The following is a 17,498-nucleotide window of genomic DNA, read 5'->3' as shown; positions in this document are numbered from 1 at the left end:
CCGGTGACGTCCCGGCGGCGACTCGCTACGGTGCTCGGGGCAGGCGAGGAGAGGGAGGAAAGGGAGGGGCGTGGCGCAGTTCCAGGAGTTGGCGGCGGAGGATCCGCGGCAGGTGGGGCGCTACCGGGTGCTGGCGCGGCTGGGGGCCGGGGGCATGGGCCGGGTGTTCCTGGCGCGGTCGCCGGGCGGGCGGCCCGTCGCGGTGAAGGTGGTGCGGGCCGAGCTGGCGGACGACCCGGAGTTCCGGCGGCGGTTCGCGCGGGAGGTGGCCGCGGCCCGGCGGGTCAATGGTTTCTTCACCGCGGGCGTGGTGGACGCCGACCCGGACGGCTCGCCGCCGTGGCTGGCGACGGCGTACGTCGCGGGCATGCCGCTGGTGGAGGCGGTGACCGCGTACGGCCCGTGGCCCCAGGGGGCGGTGCGGGCGCTGGGCGTCGGGCTGGCGGAGGCGCTGGAGGCGATCCACGGCGCGGGCCTGGTCCACCGGGATCTGAAGCCGTCGAACGTGCTGCTGGCGCCGGACGGCCCGCGCGTCATCGACTTCGGGATCTCGCTCGCCGCCGACGCCACCGCGCTGACGCAGACCGGGGCGGCGGTGGGAACGCCGGGCTTCATGTCGCCGGAGCAGCTGACGGGCAAGGGCGTGACGCCGGCCAGCGACGTGTTCGCGCTGGGCGCGGTGCTGGCGTACGCCGCGACCGGCGAGGGGCCCTTCGGCACGGGAGCGGCGCACGCGGTCAACTTCCGCGTGGCGTACGAGCCGGCCGAGCTCGCGCGGGTGCCGGAGGGCGGCGGGCTGCGGGAGCTGCTGGCGGCGTGCCTGGAGAAGGACCCGGCGCGGCGGCCGGGCGTCGCCTCGCTGCTGGAGCGGCTGGGCGTGGGGGCGGGCGGTGGCGCGGCGGCGGCGCTGGACTGGCTGCCGGAGCCGGTGGCGCGTTCGGTGCGGGAGCGGACCGATGCCGCGCTGCCCGCGACGCCGCCCTCGCCGACCGTGCCGACCGTGCCGAACGCCGGCGGCGCCTTCGGGCCGCCGGTTCCTCCCCGGCCCCACCACCTGCCCGGCCCTCCGCGTCAGGGCGGCGGGCCGTCGCGGCGCGGCCTGCTGGCCGCCGGCGGCGGGGCGGCGGCCCTGGCGGGGCTCGGCGCGCTCGCCTGGAGCTTCGGCGGGGGCGGCGACGGCTCCTCGGGCGGCACGGCGGGCGGCACGGACGGCGGGAACAGCGGGAACAGCGGGAACAGCGGGGATCCGGGCTCGCCGTCGACCTCGTCCTCCCCGGACGACGGCAGCGGGCAGACCCGCACGGTGCGGATCGCCGTGCAGGCGCCGCTCACCGGCGGCAACGAGGCGTTCGGCCAGGACCTGCTCGCCGCCGCCCGCCTGGCCGTTGACGAGGCCAACGCCAACGGCGGCTATCCCGGCCTCCGCTTCGAGATCGCCGAGGCGGACGACCAGGGCCTGGCGGAGAGGGCCACGGCGGCGGCCCAGATGGCGATCGACGACACCGGCGTCCTGGCCGTCCTGGGCCCGGCGTTCTCCGGCACGGCGGACGTGGCGTGCCCGCTCTACGCCGACGCGGGCCTGGCCTGCGTGACCCCCTCGGCGACCAACTCCACGCTCACCCAGCAGGGTTACGCCACCTTCCTGCGCGCGGTCCCCGACGACCGGCAGTCCGGTGTGGCCATCGCCGAGTTCCTCGCGCAGCTCGACGTCGAGGACGTGATGGTGGTGGACGACTCCTCCGCCTACAGCGTCGACGTGGCCGACGCGGTGGAGGAACGTCTCGCCGAGCTGTCCGTCTCCGCGCTGCGGGAGAGCGTCCCGGGCGACGCCGCCGGCATGGACGCCACCGCCCAGGCGGTCGTCTCCTCGGGCGCGACCGGGCTGGCGTTCCTCGGCTACTACGACCAGGCGGCCGACCTCGCCGGCGCGCTGGCGGAGCGCGGCTTCGCCGGGGTCCGGGTCAGCGGCGACGGCGCCATGGACCCGTCCCTCCCCGATCTGGGCGGCGGCGCCGTGGAGGGCTGGTATCTCGTCAGCTCCGGCTGCGACGTGACCGACAGCTCCGGCGGCCGGGAGTTCATCCAGCGCTTCCGGACCGAGCACGGCCGGGTGCCGGGCCTGTACGCGCCCCGGGCGTACGACGTCACCGCGGTGATCATCGAGGCGGTGGCGGCGCTGGGGGCGGGGGCGGACCGCGAGGGCGTCTTCGAGGCGCTGGCCGGTGTCCGCTACGACGGCATCACCGGCGAGATCGAGTTCGGCGAGGGCGGCGAGTACCGCGGGGTCGGCCCCGACCTCTACCGGGTCGACGGCGGCGAGTTCGCGCCGCACGGCCCGGTCGAGGACTTCCGCGACTGACACCGGCCGGGGTCCGTCACGCTGTCGGTACCGTAAGGCGCGACGAGCGGCGAGAGGGGGACGGTGGTGGCGGAGTTGCAGGCGCTGGCGGCGGGGGATCCGCGGCAGGTGGGGCGCTACCGGGTGCTGGCGCGGCTGGGTGTCGGCGGCATGGGGCGGGTGTTCCTGGCGCGGTCGCCGGGCGGTCGGCCGGTGGCGCTGAAGGTGGTGCGGGCGGAGTTGGCGGAGGACCCGGAGTTCCGGCGGCGGTTCGCTCGGGAGGTCGCGGCGGCGCGGCGGGTCGGCGGGGTGTTCACGGCGGCGGTCGTGGACGCGGACACGGAGGGCGTGCCGTCGTGGCTGGCGACGGCGTACGTGGCGGGGCCGTCGCTGAAGGACGCGGTCGCCGAACACGGGCCGTGGCCGGAGGAGTCGGTGCGGGCGCTGGGGGCCGGGCTGGCGGAGGCGCTGGAGGCGATCCACGCCGCCGGGGTGGTGCACCGGGATCTGAAGCCGTCGAACGTGCTGCTGGCGACGGACGGCCCGCGCGTCATCGACTTCGGGATCTCGCTGGCGGCCGAGGACACGGCGCTGACGCAGACCGGGGCGATCGTGGGGACGCCGGGCTACATCGCGCCCGAGCAGCTGCGGGGCGCGGGCGCCGGCCCGGCCAGCGACGTGTTCTCGCTCGGCGCGGTCCTGGTGTACGCCGCCACCGGTGCGGGGCCGTTCGGCACGGGCCAGGGGCAGGAGGTCAACTTCCGCGCGGCGTACGAGCCGGCGGAGCTGGCGGCCGTGCCGGAGGGGCTGCGAGGGCTGGTGGAGCGGTGCCTGGAGAAGGAGGCGGGGCGGCGGCCAGCCGTCGGGGAGCTGGTGGCGTGGCTCGTGGGCCGGGGCGGTCAGGGGGGCCGGGGCGGTCAGGAGGGCCACGGGGGCCACGGGGGCCACGGGGGTCAGGGCGTCGCGGCCGGGCTGGACTGGCTGCCCGAGCCGGTCGCCCGCGCGGTGCGCGAGCAGACCGACAACCCGCTGCCCTCCACCCCGCCCCCGTCTGCCGCCCCCGCCTCACCCGCCCCGCACAGGGCGCCCGTGACCGGCGCCTTCGGGCCGCCGCTGCCCGTGCCGCCGCCGCCCCAACGCCCCCCGGGCCGGGACACGTCGCGGCGCCGCCTGCTGACCATCGGCGGCGGCGCGGTCACCGTCGCGGGTCTCGGCGTGCTCGGCTACGTCCTCACCTCGGGCGACGGCTCGGGTGGCGGCACCACGGGCGGCACCTCCGGCGGCGGGGACACGGGCGGAGCGAACGCCGCCGGCGGCGACGCGGGCGGCACCAGGGGCGGCGGGCCCGGCGGGGACGCGACGACCGTGCGCATAGCCGTCCAGGCGTCCCTGAGCGAGACCGGCACCGGCACCGGCACGGCCATCGGCCGGGACCTGCTCCGGGCGGCCGAACTGGCCGTGGCCGAGGCGAACGCGTCCGGCGACCACCCCGAGCTGTGGTTCGAGGTGTTCGAGGCCGACGACCAGGGCACGGCGTCCGAGGCCGCGACGGCGGCGCAGCGGGCCGTCGACGACGAACGGGTCCTCGCCGTGCTCGGCCCGGCGCTCACCGACACGGTCAACGAGGCGGGCCCGCTCTACTCCGAGGCCGGACTCACCTTCGTCACCGCCTCCGCCACCGACCCGTCCCTCACCCGGCAGGGCTTCAACGCCTTCCTGCGTGCGGTGCCGCACGACCTGCAGACCGGCAGGGCGATCGGCGACCTCCTCTACGACTCGCCGGCCATCAGCGTGACCGTGATCGACGACGGCACCCCGTACGGCACGGACGCCGCCGACGTCGTGCATGACCGCGTCGAGGACCACCTGCTGATGTCGGCGACGCGCAGATCCACCGCGGACACCTCCCTCACCAGCATCGCCCAGGAGGCCACCGACAACGGCGCGGACGCCGTGGCGTTCCTCGGCCGCCACGAGGACGCGGCCGAACTCGCCTCCCTCCTGGGGAGCGCGGGCTACGACGGCCTCCGCATCAGCGGAAGCGGCACCATGGACCAGGCGTTCATCGACGCGGGCGGCACGGCGACCGAGGGGTGGTACGTCGTCTGCCCCTGCTACGACGCGTCAGCGACCAACGGGGGCCGCGACTTCGCCCAGCGCTTCCGGGAGGAGTACGGCGAAGCGCCCGGCCAGTACGCGCCCCGCGCCTACGACGTCACGCAGATGATCATCGAGGCGGTGGCCGGGCTCGGACCCGGCGCGGACCGGGGGCACGTGCTGGCGAAGCTGGTCGTCGCCAGCCACGCGGGCATCACCGGCACCGTCAGCTTCGACGGGGATGGCGAGTACGCCGGCACCGGCCCCAGCATCTACCGGGTCGCCAGTGGCGCGTTCGCGCCCCTGGGCCTCGCCGAGGAGTACACCATCGACAGTCTCGACTGACTCTCGAATGACTGACTCTCGAATGACGCGACCCGCACGCTTAGGCTAGCCTTCCCTAAGTTTGTCCTGGAGGAGGCGTGGTGAACGGTGGCCGGGTCCTGCGGAACGCCGTCGCCGGACAGCGGCGCGATGTCGGGCTGGGGGCGTTGCTGGGCATGGGCCACCAGGCCGGCGAGGCCCTCGTCCCCGTGCTCATCGGCGTCATCATCGACCAGGCCGTCGCCGACGGCGGCGGCGGCGACGCCGCCGACCTGCTGCGCTGGCTCGCCGTCCTCGCCGTCGTCTACCTCGCGCTCTCCTTCAGCTTCCGCTACGGCGCCCGCGCCGCCGAGCGCGCCGCCGAGCGCGCCGCCCACGCCCTCCGCCTCGAACTCGTCGGCCGCGTCCTGCACCCCCGCGGCGGCGCCGAAGAAGGCCGCCTCCCCGGGGCGCTGACCTCCACCGCCACCGAGGACGCCCGCCGCGTCGGCGCCGTCAACCTGGCCATCGGCCTCGGCGTCGCCGCCCTCACCGGCCTGCTCGCGGGCGCCGCCATGCTGCTGCGCATCTCGCCCACGCTCGGCCTGCTGGTGCTGCTCGGCACCGCCGCGCTGCTCTACCTCGGCCACCTCCTCGGCAAGCCCCTGGAACGCCGCAGCGCCACCGAACAGGAGCGCGCCGCCCACGCCTCTGGCGTCGCCGCCGACCTGGTGTCAGGCCTGCGCGTGCTGAAGGGCATCGGAGCCGTCCCCGCCGCCATCACCCGCTACCGGCACACCAGCCGCGCCTCGCTCGACGCCACGCTGCGCGCCGCCCGCGCCGAGGCCTGGCAGCGGGGCATGACGACCGGCCTCACCGGCGTCTTCATCGCCGTCCTCGCCCTGCTGGGCGGGCGGCTGGCCATGTCGGGCGACATCAGCCTCGGCGAGCTGGTCTCGGCCGTCGGGCTGGCGCTGTTCCTCCTCGGGCCGCTGGAGACGCTGTCCTACGTCAACGCCGAGCTCGCGCAGGGCCGCGCCTCGGCCGCCCGCATCGCGGAGGTGCTGGCGGCGCCCGGGGCACCCGCGCCGGGCACCGACGCCGCGGCGGGGCCGCGGCTGAGCGGCATCGGCCTGGCGGCCGTCCCCGGCGAGGTGCTGGGCATCGCTGTCACCGACTCCGCGTACGCCGCCCGCCTGCTGCGCGGCCTGGCCCGCGACGCCGAGGCGGCTCCGGACGCGGGCGTCCTCGTCGCCGCCCACGACGCCGACCTCTTCGCCGGGACCGTGCTGGAGAACGTCGCCGCCGGCGCCGCCGACGGGGCCGACCTCACCCCCGCCCTCGCCGCCGCCGCCGTCGACGACCCCCACGCCCCCGTCGGCGAACGCGGCCGCTTCCTCTCCGGCGGCCAGCGCCAACGCGCCGCCCTCGCACGGGCACTGGCCGCCGACCCGCCCACGCTCGTGCTGCACGACCCGACGACCGCCGTCGACGCCGTCACCGAGGCCCGCATCGCCGCCGGGCTGCGCGAGGCCCGCCGCGGCCGCACCACGATCCTCGTCACCACCAGCCCCACCCTCCTGTCCGCCGCCGACCGCGTGGCGCTCATCGACGGCGGCCGGATCGTCGACACCGCCCCCCACGCCGAACTCGCCGAACGCCACGCCGCCTACCGCGAGGCGGTGCTGACATGACCACGGGCATAGGAACAGATACAGGCATAGGAACAGGCACAGGTACAGGCACGGGCGCAGGCCCCGACCTCCTCCCCGTCGCCCGCGCGCGGCGCGTCCGCGCCGCCGTGCGCGAACTCCTCCGCGCCCACCGCGGCCTCGCGCTCGCGGCGTTCGCCACCATGACCGCCGCCACCACCGTCGGCCTGCTCATCCAGCCGCTCCTCGGCCACATCGTCGACCTCGTCGCCGACCGCCGCGGCGCCGACGCCCTCGCCCTCCCCGTCACGCTGCTCGCCGCCGTCGCCCTCGCGCAGGGCCTGGCCACGGCGTTCGGCCTCTCCCTCGTCTCCCGCCTCGGCGAGACCCTCCTCGCAGGCGTCCGCGAGCGGTTCGTCGAACGCGCCCTGCGCCTGCCGCTCAGCCGCGTGGAGAAGGCAGGCAGCGGCGACCTGACCTCCCGCGTCACCGACGACGTGGTGGTCGTGGCGCAGGCGGTCCGCAACGCCCTGCCCGAGCTGGTGCGTTCGCTGCTCGCGATCGCCCTCACCCTCGCCGCCCTCGCCGTCCTCGACTGGCGCTTCCTGCTCGCCGCCCTCCTCGCCGTCCCCCTCCAGGCCCACACCGCCCGCTGGTACCTGCGCCGCGCCGTCCCGCTCTACGCCGCCGAGCGCGTCGCGTCCGGCGCCCGTCAGCAGCAGCTCCTCGACACCATCGGCGGCGCCGCCACCGTCCGCGCCTTCCGGCTCCAGCGGCCCCACACGGCCCTGGTCTCCGACCGCTCCGGCGAGGCCATGTCGGTGACGCTGCGCGGCGTCCGGCTGGTGCTGCGCTTCTACTGCCGCCTGCACCTGGCCGAGTACATCGGCCTGGCCGCCGTGCTGGTGACCGGCTTCCTGCTGGTGCGCGAAGGCGCCGTCAGCATCGGCACCGCCACCGCCGCCGCGCTGTACTTCCACAGCCTGTTCACGCCGGTCAACGCCGCGCTGGTGCTGATGGACGACGCCCAGAAGGCGCGCGCCGGCCTCGCCCGCATGATCGGCGTCGCCGACCTGGACCTGGACCTGGACCCGTCGACCAGGCCACGGCGGGACCCGGAGACGGACCCGGAGACGGACCCGGGCACCGTCACCATCACGGGCCTCACCTACGCCTACGCCCCCGGCCGCCCCGTCCTCCACGGCATCGACCTCACCCTCCTGCCCAAGGAGCGCGTCGCCCTCGTCGGCGCCAGCGGCGCGGGCAAGACCACCCTCGCCAAGCTCGTCGCCGGCATCCACCGGCCCGACACCGGCACCGTCCGCACCGGCGGCGCGGTGGGCCTGGTCACCCAGGAGATCCACGTCTTCGCCGGCCCGCTCGCCGACGACCTGCTGCTGGCCAGACCCGGCGCGAGCGACGCGGAGCTGCGCGAGGCCCTGGACCGCGTCGGTGCGCTGGCGTGGGCCGAGGCGCTGCCCGACGGCCTGCACACCGTCGTCGGCGAGGGCGGCCACCGCCTCAGCGCCACCCAGGCCCAGCAACTCGCGCTCGCCCGGCTCGTGCTGGCCGACCCGCCGATCGCCGTGCTCGACGAGGCCACCGCCGAGGCGGGCAGCGCGGGCGCCGCGCTGCTGGAACGCGCCGCCGAGCGGGCGCTGGACGGCCGCACGGCGTTGATCGTGGCCCACCGCCTCACGCAGGCCCGCGGCGCCGACCGGATCGTCGTCCTGGACGGCGGCCGGGTCGCCGAGTGCGGCACCCACGACGAACTGGTCGCCGCCGACGGCGCCTACGCCGCGCTGTGGCGCGCCTGGTCCAGCACCCGCCCCTCCACCTCCTTCTCCTCCTCCCGACCGTCCCCCGCTCCTCTCACCTAGTGACGCACGACAAGGTAAGGAAACACCTGATGCCCCGCTCAACCCGCCCCCGGTTCAGACTGGCGGCCACCCTGGCCACCGCCTCCGCCCTCCTCCTCGGCGCGACGCTCACCGCCTGCGGCAGCCCCGAGGAGAACGAGCCGGACAACGCCGGCGGCAACCCCGGAAACTCCGCCGACCAGGGGGCGTTCCCGGTGACGATCGAGCACCGCTTCGGCGCCACCACCATCGAGGAGGAGCCGCAGAAGATCGTCACCGTCGGCCTGACCGACCAGGACGCGGTGCTGGCCCTCGGCAAGGTCCCCGTGGGCGTCACGCAGTGGCCCAGCGTGCAGGAGGCCGCCGTCGGCCCGTGGGCGCAGGACGAGATGGACGCGATCGCGGGCGCCGAGGAGCCCACCCTGCTCAAGGACAGCGGCACCGGCCCGCAGCTGGAGAGGATCACCGAGCTCGGCCCGGACCTGATCCTGGCCCTCTACGCCGGGCTGACGCAGGAGCAGTACGACAACCTCAGCCGCATCGCGCCCGTGGTCACCGCGCCCGAGGAGTTCGAGGACTGGGGCATCCCCTGGCAGGACCAGACCCTCATCACCGGCCAGGCCCTCGGCGTGGAGGACGAGGCGCAGCAGCTCGTCGACGACGTCCAGAGCTCCTTCGACACCGCCCGCCAGAACCATCCCGAGTTCGAGGGCGCCACCGGCATCGTCGCCACCCCGTACGAGGGCTACTTCGTCTTCGGCAGCCGGGACCAGCGCTCCCGGCTCCTGACCGAGCTGGGCTTCACCCTCCCCACCGATCTGGACGAGGCGATCGGCGACTCCTGGGGCGCGAACATCAGCAACGAACGCACCGACCTGCTCGACCAGTCCGCCGCCGTGTGGATCGTCCCCGACCCGGCGACCGCGCCCGACGAGCTGCACGGCGACGACCTCTACGCCGACCTGCCCGTGGTGACGGAGGGCCGCGAGGTCTTCATCGGCGAGACCACCGACTACGGCGCGGCGCTCTCCTTCAGCACCGTGCTGGCCATGCCGTACGTCGTCGAACGCCTCACCCCGCAGCTCGCGGCGGCGGTCGACGGCGACCCCGGGACGGCGGTGGAGCACCCGGCCGACTGACCGCACCGGGGCGGGCGGGCCTGCAACCGGCCCGGGGCCGGGACCCGTCCCGGCCCCGGGCCGCTAGACATGGCCCATGACGAATCTGCGATCGCACCGCTTAGCCGCGACAACGGTCGTCGCTGCTCTCGCGGCCCTCACCGCCCTCACCGCCCTCACGGCGTGCGGCGGCTCTTCGGAGCCCGAAGCCTCGGTGGATGAGCTGTTCCAGGAATACGTCGACTCGACCGACGTCAAGAACGACCCCTACGGGGACTACGGCACCACGAGGGAGGACCGGCTGGCCCAGTTCGCGGCGTATGGAGACCCGCAGCAGATGTTCAACAGGCTGCTGTCCACGGAGCCGTGCTCCGCCGACTACTACGAGGAATCGGCTTGCCCCGATGACCTGGACTACCGGCGTTACGTCCTCGTCAAGCACGAGGACGAGTCGCTGGAGGTGATGCCGCTGTACGTGCTGGACCGCTCCGTTGGGGCCGACGTCCTGTTCGACTCCACCGGAGAGTCGTACGAGGGCGGTCTCGACGACTTCCGCGAGAACAACGACCTGCTCGACGCCGGCGACCAGCTCCTCGCGCCGCGCGACATCACCGCCACGGATGGCAGCAAGGTCGTGGTCGTCTCCGGCCACACATCCTCGGCCCTCGACGCCTGGCGCCCCTGGCTCATCGGCGCCTCCGCCACAGCCGTCGCCGTCGGCATCGGGGGACTGGCCACCTTCCTCGCCGTCAGCCGCCGCAGCGGAGCCGCACGCGCCAGTGACTCCACGTCGTGACCAGGAACTGCCCGTGCTCCAGCCCGCCTTCGTGCGCGTGCAGCACCGCCCACACGGCCGCCGCCTTCGCGTGCTGGCCCGCCGACTCCGATTCCGCCCCGCACGCGAGGCACCGCACGACGCAGGCCGCGTCCCGCTCTGTGCTCAGCACCAGCTCCGCGCCCCGGAGGACGACGTGCCCGGTCGCTGCCGTCGTGTTCACGCCCTGCCCCCGCCCTTGCTGAGCAGGTTCGCCGCGCTCTGGGCGTTGGCCTCCCGCACCGCGTCGAGCAGCCGGTCCGAGAGCTTCTCCGCCTGATTCGGCTGACCCGGCTGATTCTGTCCCTGCGCCTGCCCCTGCTGATCCGGCGGGGAGGTAGTTTGGCTCATGTCGTCAGCCCTTCGTCACTCTTCCGTGCCGCGGTTGATGGCCACGCCCCCGGACCGGTCGCGTCGGTCGCGGGGGCCACCGAATGTGGTGAACTTGGCACGCCCAGCTACCACTTCCCCTAGGCTGACGAGCGGTCGATAGGTGTCGCAAGGCTTCAAGCGAGCCGTTCGACCGAAAGAAAATCGAACAGTTGACGAGCATTACGCAGCGAGCGTCCGGGGCGTTACGAAGCGAATCTCGTCGGGAGGGGTGGCCCTGTGACAACGGCGGAACGAGCCACAGGATCGACCGTGCCGAGGCGACAACTCGGGCGGTACCTGCGCGAGCTGCGCGAGAGCGCACGGATGTCGGTCAGGCTGGTGGCGGAGCAGCTGGAGTGGTCAACGCCGAGGATCTGGCGCATCGAAACCGGCCAGATCGCGATGCGCAGCCTGGACGTGCGGAACATGTGCGAGCTGTACGGCGCGCCGGAGGAGACGACCAAGGCGCTGATGGGGCTCGCGAAGGAGACGAAGGCGAAGGGCTGGTGGCACGCGTACGGGGACGTGATCCCCGAGGGCTTCAACCTGTACGTGGGCCTGGAGGAGGCGGCGGTCAGCCACGCCTCGTACGAGAGCGAGCTGGTACCGGGCCTGCTCCAGACCGAGGGCTACGCCCGGGACATCATCCACACGCACTATCCCCATCTCAGCGATGAGGGAGTAGAGGGCCGTGTGCAGCTGCGCATGGACCGGCAGGCTCTCCTCACCCGGGTCACCGCCCCGCTGGACCTGAGGGTGGCGCTGAGCGAGACGACCCTACGACGCCCTGTAGGCGGGCCGAAGGTGATGGCCCACCAACTCGCGCATCTGGTCTACATGTCGGAGCTTCCCAACGTCGCCCTGCGCGTGGTGCCCTTCGCGGCCGGGGCCCATATCGGCGTCCTCAGCGGGCCGTTCGTGATCCTCCGCTTCCCGCTCAAGACTGACGGGAGCGAGACCGAGCCCCCGGTCGTCTACGTTGATGGGTACACGGGCGGCCTGTACCTCGACAAGCCGCAGGAAATCGAACAATACGACGGCGCCTTCCGGGGTATCTGGGAGGCAGCACTCGATGAGCAGGCGTCGCGGCGCCTGATCGCAGAGGTGGCAGGAAGCTATGAGCAGGGTTGATCTACTACACAACGCACAGTGGTTCACGTCGAGCCACAGCAACGGCAACGGCAACTGCGTCGAGGTGGCGTTCGTCCGCTCCAGCTACAGCAACGGGAACGGCGCGTGCGTCGAGGTCGCCGACCTCGGCAGCGGCACCGTCGCCACCCGCGACAGCAAGTGCCAGGACGGCCCGGTCCTGACAACCCCGGCCGCAGGCTGGCAGGCGTTCATCGCGGGCGTGGCCAGCGGCCGGTTCGGCGAGCGCTAATCCACACAGATCGGGGACGAACAGGCTGGCCGGCTGGTCTGTTCGTCCCCGATCTCTCTCCTCTCAGTAGCTGACCGTCGGCGCTGTGGTGCGTAGGCACCAGGACGCCAGAGTGGCTGATCCAGGTGCACCAGGCGAAGACGGCAGCGGGAGACGATGCCCGGCGGGGCGCCGGAGGCAAGTATGGGGGACGCGTGAATCTCGCGCATTCCTCACACTTGCTCGAAACCAACGATGAAAAGGACTTCTATGTCCGAAGCTGTGGTTTCCCCGGTCCGCGTCGGGAGGCTTTCGATCGGTGCCCTCGGCATTTTGGCACTTGCTCTCGGCACCCTGCAGACAGTGGTGGAGCCTGCGCTCCCGCAGCTGCAACGTGAGCTGGGGGTCAGTCCTGGCGAAGGGGCATTGATCGGCAACACTTTCCTCGTCACCGGCGCGGTCGTCGCACCCGTCGCAGGCAAACTCGGCGACCGCTACGGCGGAAAGCGGGTGCTGATCTGGCTGATGGCCGTGGTCTCGGCCGGTGGTCTGTTGGCCAGCCTGGCGCCGAACCTGCCGGTGTTGTTACTCGGTCAGGTATTTCAGGGCGCCATGGTGGGTGCGCTGCCCCTCTCGTTCATCCTGGTGCGCACACATCTCTCGCCCCGAGAGTCACACCTCGCGATCGGGGTGGTCATGGGGCTGTTCACGGGCGGCGGCATGGTGGGAACGGTGATTCCCGGGCCGATCTCGGAAAACCTGTCGTGGCATTGGATGTTCGGGATACCGACGATCGCGATCGTTGCGACGACGTTGGTCGTGACTCGGCTGATGCCGCACGATCCGCCGATCCCATCGGACCACAGGATCGACTGGCCCGGCGTGGTTCTGCTGAGCGCCACGTTGCTCACGTTCATGCTCGGGCTCGTGAAGGTGACGGGCTCCGGCCTGCCGCCACTCGCTGTCGTTGCCGTCGCGGTGGTCGTGGCCGCCCTCGCGACCGGATGGGTCGCCGTCGAGCGCCGGGCAGCCTCGCCGATGGTCGATCTGCGCATGCTGGCAAGGCCTGCCATGTGGAATGCGTGCGTGCTCACCCTCATCATCACCATCAGTTCCGGGATGGTGAGCTTTCTTCTCCCGCAGCTGTTCGGGATACCGGGCGACGGGTACGGCTTCGGGGCCAGCACCACCGACATCGGACTGTTCCTGCTGCCCGGCGCCATCGCCGGGTCGGTGAGCGATTCGGTCGGCGGGATCGCGGCGCGGCATTTCCATCCGCGTGCCCTGGTCATCGGGGGCTCGGTCGTCACGGCGGTCACCCTGATCGCCCTGGCGTCGCAGCACACCGCGGAATGGCAGCTCGTCCTCGCGAAGGTGCTGACCGGGCTCGCCGCGGGCATCGCCAGCACGGCGTTGCTTGCCAGCAACGCCACCGCCGTCGAGACCAGGGACACCGGCATCGCCACCAGCATGCTCGTGGTCACACGCGTGGTCGGCGTCGCCCTGGGCGCCCAGATCGGCGCCGCGATCCTCGACGCCGGGACCGACCCGATGACGGGCCTGGCGACCGAGTCGGCCTTCGTCACAGCTTTCGCCGTCGCCGGCCTCGTCGCCGCATTGTCACTGCTCGTTGTCCGTATCACGAAGAAGGAGCCCAGGCATGACACCTATCGGTCCGTCGATGGACGTGAGTTCGAGCGCGAAGCCGAAGCGTAGCGTTCTGATCTCCGGGGCCAGTATCGCCGGACCCGCGCTGGCATACTGGCTGCACCGGTCCGGATTCGCGGTCACAGTGGTGGAGAAGGCAGGCGCACTGCGCGCCGGTGGTTACGCGATCGACATCCGCGGTACCGCGATAGAGGTGGTCCGGCGGATGGGGATACTGCCGCAACTGCGGGACGCGCACGTCGACTCGCGTCGCTACACGTTCCTCAACGCCGATGGCAGTGAAGTGGCCTCGCTCAGCCCGAGCGCCGTCGCCGGCGGTGTCGAGGGACAGGACCTCGAGGTGCGTCGTGGGGATCTGGCTGCGATTCTCTACGCGATAGTTCGCGACGACGTGGAATTCCTGTTCGGCGACTCCATCGACACGCTCGACCAGTCCGAACAAGGCGTTGACGTTGCTTTCCGCAGCGGGCAACGGCGCGCGTTCGACCTGGTAGTCGGCGCCGACGGTATGCATTCACATACCCGGGAGTCCCTGTTCGGCCCCGAAGAGCAGTTCCACCGCTACCTCGGCTACTGCTTCGCCATATTCACCATGCCGAACACCTTCGGGTTCTCTCGCGAGCTCATGCTGTGGAACACCCCGGGGAAAGCCGCGGCCCTCTACGCCGTCGGGGACAACGAGGAACTGCACGCCTTCCTGAACTTTCACCAACCAGAACCGCCGTTGAATGCCCTCCGGAACCCCGACGCCCAGCGGGACCTGGTCGCCACCACCTTCGCAGGCGCGGGATGGGAGGTCCCTGGCATGGTCCACGCCATGCGCGACGCGGATGACCTGTTCTTCGACACGGCCGGTCAGATCCGCATGCCCCACTGGTCCAGCGGCCGCGTCGCGCTCGTCGGCGACGCCGCGTACGCGCCCTCGTTCCTCACCGGACAAGGCTCAAGCCTCGCGCTGGTCGGTGCCTACATGCTCGCCAACGCCCTGGCCACGAACCGGGACCACACCGCGGCCTTCGCCGCCTACGAACGCGACGTTCGCGAGTTCGTAGCCATGAATCAGGCACTGGTCGACAACGGCGCGGCCACGCTCTTCCCCACCACGGCGCGGGCCCTGGAGCAGCGCAACGCCATGCTGCGTGACCTCGTCACCATGCCCTCCGCGACGGCACGACCGGCCTACTCAGCCCTTACGCTCCCGAATTCGCCCCGATGACGTGACCTGGGCCGACGGCCTTGACGGCGGGAAGGAGGTGGGAGGGCGTTACGCCTCGCGTGCCCGCGCTGTCATGCTGGGGTCCGTGCACGACGTGGCAGACCTCGCGGAGCTGGGCGGGGACGGGCTGCTGGTCTGGGCCGCGCAGGGGCGGGGGGACGGTGGCCCGGGGACGGGCGTACGGGCGTGGCGGCTCGGCTCCGCGCTCGCGGTGGCCAGCCCCAACCCGCAGCTCGACCGGCTGATCGTCAGCGGCGCGGGCCCGGATGCCCTCGCCCTCGCGCGGCGCGCCCTCGCGGAGGTCGGGCCCTCGTACCGGCTGCTGGCCGCGCCCGAGGTCGTCGTCGCGCTGGCGCGCGACGACGTGCCGGGCCTCGCGCCGCTGCACCGCCTGTACTGGATGGACACCCAGAGCCTGACGGGGGCCCCGGCGCCCGGCGTCGGGTGGCTGGACGCGGAGCAGGAGAAGGCGGCGCTGTCGCTGTTCGACCGCTTCTTCCCGCTCTCCCTCGCGCGGCCGGGCGGCGAGGGCGTACGCCGCTGGGCCGGGATCGTGGAGGACGGGGAGCCGCTGGCGGTGGGCGCGGACGCCTGGTCGGCGGCCAGCTGCGGGTTCGTCTCCGGCGTGTTCACGCACCCGGCCGCGCGCGGGCGCGGCCTGGCACGGGCCGTGTGCGCCTTCCTCCTCAACGCCCTGACCCGCCGCCACGGCCGCGCCGGACTGCTGGTCTTCGCCGAGAACGCCCCGGCCATCGCCACGTACGAACGCCTCGGCATGACCAAACGCCCCCTCGCGGCGGCGGAGATCAGAGCGCTTCTATCGCCTTGAGGATCAGCGCCCGCGCCTGCGCGCCGTAGACCGCCACCTCGCGTAGCCGCTCGAACGCCTTGAGGTAGAGGGCGATCTCGCTGCCGCTCTCGATGCGGTGCTGCTCGACCAGCTCCTCGAACCGCCCGGCGGTGGCGTCCCCCTCGCGCACCGCGACGGGCCGCGCCGCGCCGAGGAGGGCGCGGACCCGGTCGGCCACCTCGGCGGCCCGTTCGTCCGACGCGATGACGCCCAGGACCAGGCACTCGCGTCCGCGTCGTCCAGGGCGAAGCTCCAGGGGACGTCGCACGGGGGCGGCGGCCCGGGACGGGCCGGCTCGCTACGGGCGCTCGTACGCCTCGATCCGCAGCGTGCCGTCGCCGCCGCTGTCGGGCTCGGCGAGGACGTAGACCGTGGCGTCGTCGGCGGCCATGGTCCAGGTGAAGCCGGCGTCTTCGGGCAGGACGCCCTCCACGGTCCAGGTGCCGTCGGCGGCGTTCAGGCGGGCGATGTGGGTGGGGGCCCCGCCGGTGCCGTCGGCCACGGCGGAGTAGGCGGAGAGGACGTGGTCATCGCCGCCGACGAACCCCTCCGCCGGTCCGTCGGGGGACTTCTGCCACGCCTCCTCTCCCGTCGTCAGGTCGATGCCGACGAATTCCTGGGCCGAGTCGTCGAAGGTGGTGACGAGCGTCGACCCCTGGACGGCGAAGTTGCCCGGCTCGACCGCGAGGTAGCCGTCCTGGCGGTCGAGCGGCAGGTCGGCGGCCACCTGGCCGTCCTCGCCGAAGGAGACCAGCCGCTCCTGGGTGGTGACGGTCAGGGGCGCGCCGGCCACGATCTCCGCGATGTCGTCGTCGGCGCCGGTGGCGTCGGGCGCCGTCCACAGCTCCTCGCCGCTGGCCGCGTCGAACGCCGTGATCTCGGACTCGGCCTCGGTCATCTCGTCGCAGGAGGTGACCGCGACGAGGTGTTCGGCGCTGTGCCGCCAGTCGGTGTAGAAGTCCTCGCACACCTGCTGCGCGGGCACCTCGGGCACCGGCAGCTCCGCGCCGTCGGCGACGGCGAAGCGGTGCAGGCCGTCCTCGACCAGTTCGGCCGTGACCGTCTCCTCCCCGACGGTCACCGGGGTGTAGGAGGAGCCGGGCGCGGCGTATTCCGGGTCGGGGGTGGTCAGGTCGTGGCTCCACAGCAGCTCGCCGGAGGCGGTGTCGACGACGCCCAGCACGGAGCAGGTGTCGGGCGAGGCGGCGTTGACGGGGCGGTAGAGCACCGCGCCGATGCCCTGGGCGTTCACGTCCGGGGCCGCGCCGCAGGGGGCGTCGGCGCCCTCGGGCGGCGGCAGCTCCCAGCGGTCCTCGCCGGTGGCGGGGTCGTAGCCGCGGACGCCGCTGGAGGTGACCGAGACGACGGCCCGGTCGGTGGCCCAGAGGCGGGGCTGCGGCAGCGCCTCGTCGTCGGCGGTGACTGGCTGGGTGCGCCAGGTCGCCGCCAGCTCGTCGGCGGCGGCACCGTCCTCGCCGGACGCGTCCTCGCCGGAGTCGCCGCAGGCGGCGGTCAGGAGCATGCCCCCCGCGACCAGAAGGGCTGCCGCGAGGCGGCCGCTACGCGCGTTGTATGGGGTATGCGATGTTATGTGCACTATTCCTCGAACTTTCTGATCGGCCTTGATTGTTCTTGATCGTCGAGAGATGCCTCTCGCAACTCCCCCCGGAGGAAGCCAAGTTAACTGTGCACGCGCGCCGGGGTCACATGCCGATGGCATGTCGGGGCCACTTTTCCGTGCGTTTTCCGCGCGCACGAACATGTGAACGTTGTGAGGGAGTGATCACGCTCCTACACTCAGTGATGAGGTGCAAGCGCGATGAAGCGCGCATGCCTACATGTCGACGTGGA

Annotated in this window: 14 protein-coding genes and 1 pseudogene; 11 read left to right on the top strand and 4 right to left on the bottom strand. The window is 73.1% G+C overall.

Annotation, left to right across the window (positions count from 1 at the left end; translation table 11 throughout):
- The first annotated feature begins 70 nt into the window (after positions 1-70).
- The 6 genes from ACTWQH_RS02985 to ACTWQH_RS02960 all read left to right on the top strand — a co-directional run bounded on the left by ACTWQH_RS02985 (position 71) and on the right by ACTWQH_RS02960 (position 10,163).
- A complete protein-coding gene (locus ACTWQH_RS02985) occupies positions 71-2,359 on the top strand; it encodes a bifunctional serine/threonine-protein kinase/ABC transporter substrate-binding protein (RefSeq protein WP_443284678.1) in 2,289 nt (762 codons plus the stop codon).
- Between the two features lie 66 nt (positions 2,360-2,425).
- Positions 2,426-4,780 carry a bifunctional serine/threonine-protein kinase/ABC transporter substrate-binding protein gene (locus ACTWQH_RS02980; RefSeq protein ID WP_443284677.1) on the top strand — a complete coding sequence of 785 codons (2,355 nt, stop codon included), beginning with the start codon at positions 2,426-2,428 and terminating at the stop codon, positions 4,778-4,780.
- Positions 4,781-4,860: 80 nt separating this feature from the next.
- Positions 4,861-6,432, top strand: a complete 1,572-nt coding sequence (locus ACTWQH_RS02975; protein WP_443284676.1) for an ABC transporter transmembrane domain-containing protein — start codon at positions 4,861-4,863, stop codon at positions 6,430-6,432.
- Positions 6,429-8,270: an ABC transporter ATP-binding protein gene (locus ACTWQH_RS02970; RefSeq protein ID WP_443284675.1), complete on the top strand. Its 1,842-nt coding sequence runs from the start codon at positions 6,429-6,431 to the stop codon at positions 8,268-8,270. Before ACTWQH_RS02975 ends, ACTWQH_RS02970 begins: the two co-directional genes overlap by 4 nt.
- Positions 8,271-8,299: 29 nt before the next feature.
- Positions 8,300-9,388: an ABC transporter substrate-binding protein gene (locus ACTWQH_RS02965; RefSeq protein ID WP_443284674.1), complete on the top strand. Its 1,089-nt coding sequence runs from the start codon at positions 8,300-8,302 to the stop codon at positions 9,386-9,388.
- Between the two features lie 76 nt (positions 9,389-9,464).
- Positions 9,465-10,163 (top strand): hypothetical protein, encoded by a 699-nt coding sequence (locus tag ACTWQH_RS02960; RefSeq protein WP_443284673.1) that lies wholly within the window; start codon positions 9,465-9,467, stop codon positions 10,161-10,163.
- Here ACTWQH_RS02960 and ACTWQH_RS02955 read toward each other — a convergent pair.
- Positions 10,117-10,365 carry a DUF7848 domain-containing protein gene (locus ACTWQH_RS02955; RefSeq protein WP_443284672.1) on the bottom strand — a complete coding sequence of 83 codons (249 nt, stop codon included), beginning with the start codon at positions 10,363-10,365 and terminating at the stop codon, positions 10,117-10,119. The two genes, ACTWQH_RS02960 and ACTWQH_RS02955, sit on opposite strands and share 47 nt — an antisense overlap.
- Positions 10,362-10,532 carry a hypothetical protein gene (locus ACTWQH_RS02950; protein WP_443284671.1) on the bottom strand — a complete coding sequence of 57 codons (171 nt, stop codon included), beginning with the start codon at positions 10,530-10,532 and terminating at the stop codon, positions 10,362-10,364. Before ACTWQH_RS02950 ends, ACTWQH_RS02955 begins: the two co-directional genes overlap by 4 nt.
- 291 nt (positions 10,533-10,823) lie before the next feature.
- Here ACTWQH_RS02950 and ACTWQH_RS02945 point away from each other — a divergent pair, with 291 nt between their 5' ends.
- From ACTWQH_RS02945 to ACTWQH_RS02925, 5 genes are all read left to right on the top strand, one after another.
- Positions 10,824-11,684: a helix-turn-helix domain-containing protein gene (locus ACTWQH_RS02945; RefSeq protein ID WP_443284670.1), complete on the top strand. Its 861-nt coding sequence runs from the start codon at positions 10,824-10,826 to the stop codon at positions 11,682-11,684.
- Entirely contained in the window at positions 11,671-11,934 is a 264-nt protein-coding gene (locus ACTWQH_RS02940) for a DUF397 domain-containing protein (RefSeq protein WP_443284669.1), read from the top strand. Before ACTWQH_RS02945 ends, ACTWQH_RS02940 begins: the two co-directional genes overlap by 14 nt.
- 249 nt (positions 11,935-12,183) lie before the next feature.
- The gene (locus ACTWQH_RS02935) at positions 12,184-13,629 is read left to right on the top strand and encodes an MFS transporter (protein ID WP_443284668.1); all 1,446 of its coding nucleotides are present in this window, start codon (positions 12,184-12,186) and stop codon (positions 13,627-13,629) included.
- Complete coding sequence (locus ACTWQH_RS02930; RefSeq protein WP_443284667.1) at positions 13,574-14,797, top strand: FAD-dependent monooxygenase; 1,224 nt, start codon at positions 13,574-13,576, stop codon at positions 14,795-14,797. The genes ACTWQH_RS02935 and ACTWQH_RS02930 overlap by 56 nt, the downstream gene beginning before the upstream one ends.
- 85 nt (positions 14,798-14,882) lie before the next feature.
- Complete coding sequence (locus tag ACTWQH_RS02925; protein ID WP_443284666.1) at positions 14,883-15,626, top strand: GNAT family N-acetyltransferase; 744 nt, start codon at positions 14,883-14,885, stop codon at positions 15,624-15,626.
- On the opposite strand, the pseudogene ACTWQH_RS02920 reads toward ACTWQH_RS02925, so the two are convergent.
- Together ACTWQH_RS02920 and ACTWQH_RS02915 are read right to left on the bottom strand one after the other, a co-directional pair.
- Positions 15,604-15,714: pseudogene (locus ACTWQH_RS02920) on the bottom strand (transcriptional regulator); the annotation flags it as partial. The gene ACTWQH_RS02925 and the pseudogene ACTWQH_RS02920 overlap by 23 nt on opposite strands.
- Before the next feature lie 231 nt (positions 15,715-15,945).
- Positions 15,946-17,367, bottom strand: coding sequence for an outer membrane protein assembly factor BamB family protein (locus ACTWQH_RS02915; protein ID WP_443284699.1), 1,422 nt, complete (start codon positions 17,365-17,367; stop codon positions 15,946-15,948).
- Positions 17,368-17,498: the final 131 nt, after the last annotated feature.

This window comes from Streptomyces sp. 6N223 (assembly GCF_052246635.1).
In the GTDB taxonomy this organism is placed as follows: Bacteria; Actinomycetota; Actinomycetes; order Streptomycetales; family Streptomycetaceae; genus Streptomyces.
This window is presented reverse-complemented; position numbering and strand designations above follow the sequence as displayed.